Source organism: Citrobacter braakii, from assembly GCF_002075345.1.
GTDB classification, from domain to species: domain Bacteria; phylum Pseudomonadota; class Gammaproteobacteria; order Enterobacterales; family Enterobacteriaceae; genus Citrobacter; species Citrobacter braakii.
Genome location: NZ_NAEW01000056.1, coordinates 1 through 2972, shown reverse-complemented (window position 1 = coordinate 2972; position 2972 = coordinate 1). Strand labels below are relative to the sequence as shown.

Below are 2972 nucleotides of genomic sequence, written 5' to 3'. Positions count from 1 at the left end.
TCTGCATCAGGGCAGCCAGCACCTCGCGAATCTCGTTCCGCATCGATACCGGCAGATAACCACAGTCCGTTCGCGGATAGGTGGTAAGTTTGTGGGTTTCATACAGACTCTGGGCAATGTCCAGCACAGTCTGTGCCGGCATGCCAAATTTTTCTGCGCAGGCCTGCTGCAGGGAGCCCAGGCTGAACGCCAGGGGAGAGGACTTTTTCTGTCGTTTCGTCTGACACTCAATCACCGTCGCTGACGCTGTCTGAAGGCATAACTGCACCACCTGCGCGGCTATCCCCGGCTGAACACAGCGGCCCTCTTCATCACAGTACTGTGCCGCCGCCACCCATTTTGCAGGAAAAGCAATATTGTCAGAAACCAGCGTGACAATAACGTCGGAATAAGGCTTCGGGATAAAATTCTCAATATCAAGGTCGCGCCGGACCACAATGGCCAGTGTCGGCGTCTGCACCCGACCAACGGACATGACCCCGCTGATGCCTGCCTCCCTGGCCTTCAGGGTGTAAAGACGCGTCAGATTCATCCCGGTAACCCAGTCCGCCCGGCCCCGACCAACACCGGCGCGGTAAAGCGCTTCCGTTTTCTCAGACGGCCATATGTCTGCCAGTGCGGCACGAATACTGGCATCATCCAGCGCGGACAGCCATAGCCGGTATACCCGTCCCTGAAAACGGCAGTATTCCAGCAACTCCCGCGCAATCACCTCGCCTTCCCGGTCGGCGTCGGTAGCTATCACCACCTCATCCACTTGTTTAAGAAGACGTTTAATCACCGCAAACTGGGCTCGGGCCTCTTTTTTCACCTCCAGTTTCCACTGCTGCGGTATCAGCGGAAGCACCTCCATTCGCCAGGGGTTACCGTACTGCTCACCGTAGGCCCCGGGTTCAGCCTGCTCAAGCAGGTGTCCCCTGGCCCAGGTGACAATGACACCGGTTCCCGACAGAAAGCCCTCACCGCGCTGAGTGGCACCAATGAACTTCGCAATATCCCGTGCCTGGGAGGGCTTCTCACATAGAAAAAGACGCATACCGTGACTTACTCCGGTTCAGCATCAGCAGGGGGCAGCAGCACAGACAAACCATCAATATCAATGTCAGTATCAATGTCAACCTCATCCGCCAGCTCGCCCCTCCTGTCATCCTGTGCGATGGCTTCTTCCGCCTGCGTCTGCGACAGTACCGGTGCATCCCGCAATTCAGATGAACCCTCACAATCTGATACCTGTTCAGTGTTACCCCGTACAGGGTTATCACCCGTTCCGCCAGTGATAGCAGCTTCTTTCGCCTTTATTTCATCCCCGGAACCTTTACTCATCGCCTCTATACGGGCACGACCAAGCGGCGGAGACCAGGAAGAACGTTTCCGGCCCCACAAAACATCCTCACTGACGGGCCCCATTACCCGTTCTGCCTCCTGCGCCAGTGGCGTGTTTTTCAGCACATCCATACGGGTGACCCCCGTTCTTCTGTACCCCAGAGCAATGCCAAACACACGTCTGACCGCGGCACTGGCACCGTTCAGATATTTTTCTCTTTGGGTATGGGAAATCAGACCATAGTGCCACGCCTGGCTCGCCAGCATGGCCAGTTGGTCGAAACCAACCAGTAACCACACACAGCGGTATCCGACAGGTGTACTACTGAACACACCGATATTCACGGGCGACACAGAACCTACCGAAGACAGGGATATCCGACGGGGCAGATCGTGCAGTACACTATCAAGTTCCCTGATCATGGAGCCAACCAGCGCATCCCCTTCGGCAAACAGCGTTTCCAGCTTCAGCATCCGTTCATCTGCAAAAGGATCGTCCCTGCGGGTGGCGTCGCTCATGACAGTGACGAGATGAAGAAAGAACGGCATACCGATAATGCGCCACTTTCTGCCCTTTTTCCTGCCCCCTTTCTCGCCTTTGCGTTTTTCATAACCTTCACGTCCCTGCCACAGCTGAATGGCGTGTCGGGTATGGAGCTCTATGGTCAGTGATGAGCGCAATGCCCCACTGTGTAACCGGTTGTTTTCATTATCACGCTCCGACTCTGTATCAGGGGATGCAGGAGATACGTTTTTACCGGCATTTTCATTCTCATTCATAACCGTTCTGTCCTGTAATAAAGAGAGAACCTGAATGGTTGCTGAAAAATCACTCGGGGCTCAACATACAATTCATTATCCGAATGCAACAAAAAAGTTTCAAAAAAATAAACAACAAAACAGCTCTAACGAGTAATGGCATCAGAACAATTCCGAACCACTCAACAAGGTCGCTTTTTGAACAATTCACATTCATTCGTACCTGAAGGAATACTTCGCGCCACCTGTTGGTTATTTTTTGTACTTGTTGAGCCGCTCAACAAGCTCATTTTTTAAACAATATGTTTCTGTCAATGTCTCCTGTAGTATTCAGTTTCATTTAGCGGCGATTCGCCTGCAGCATGGCACGGGCCTCTGCCAGTTTCGCGGCAACAAGCTCCTTCGGCGCAGGAACAAACACCTCTTCCACTGCATGCTCATCACTGACATTCAGAGCCCCGGCATGGCCGGGACGGGTCGCCACGACTGGCGTTGACATCAGTGGTGATGACGTTATAAACCCTGATTTCACCGCCCCTTCCGGCAGACGGAACTTCCCTTCCCGCGCCTGGCGCAGCAGTGTCAGCAGGTAACCCACTGGGTTGTTAACCCTCCCCTCACGAACACCGGTTATCACTGTCGTCATCACGCCATCCGCCAGTTCAGGGCTGCGCTGACGCAGATGCTGCAGTTGCGTCGCCAGCATCGCCTGCTCACCCGCCGGCAGCAGTTGCTGCAGTCCTTCCGGCCACACAAATCCTGACGGGACGCTTTCGGCAGGAACGGTAACGGAACCACCAGGTGGCGCATTTTCATCCCCGGCGCATACGTACGTTTTTTTAATCTGTTCCTGTGTAAAAGAACGTACGTTATTGCAGTCCGGTTTCCGG

Annotated in this window: 2 protein-coding genes and 1 pseudogene; all 3 read right to left on the bottom strand. The window is 54.2% G+C overall.

All coding sequences use genetic code 11. The features are described from left to right. Positions 1-1036: DNA topoisomerase (locus BZK42_RS27660; RefSeq protein ID WP_158083408.1), on the bottom strand; the 1036-nt coding region annotated here is incomplete at its 3' end. Positions 1037-1044: 8 nt separating this feature from the next. After that, on the bottom strand, positions 1045-2103 hold the full coding sequence (locus tag BZK42_RS27655) for a PFL_4669 family integrating conjugative element protein (protein ID WP_080861522.1): 1059 nt from the start codon (positions 2101-2103) through the stop codon (positions 1045-1047). Between the two features lie 319 nt (positions 2104-2422). Beyond that, a pseudogene (locus tag BZK42_RS28835) lies at positions 2423-2972 on the bottom strand (STY4528 family pathogenicity island replication protein); the annotation flags it as partial.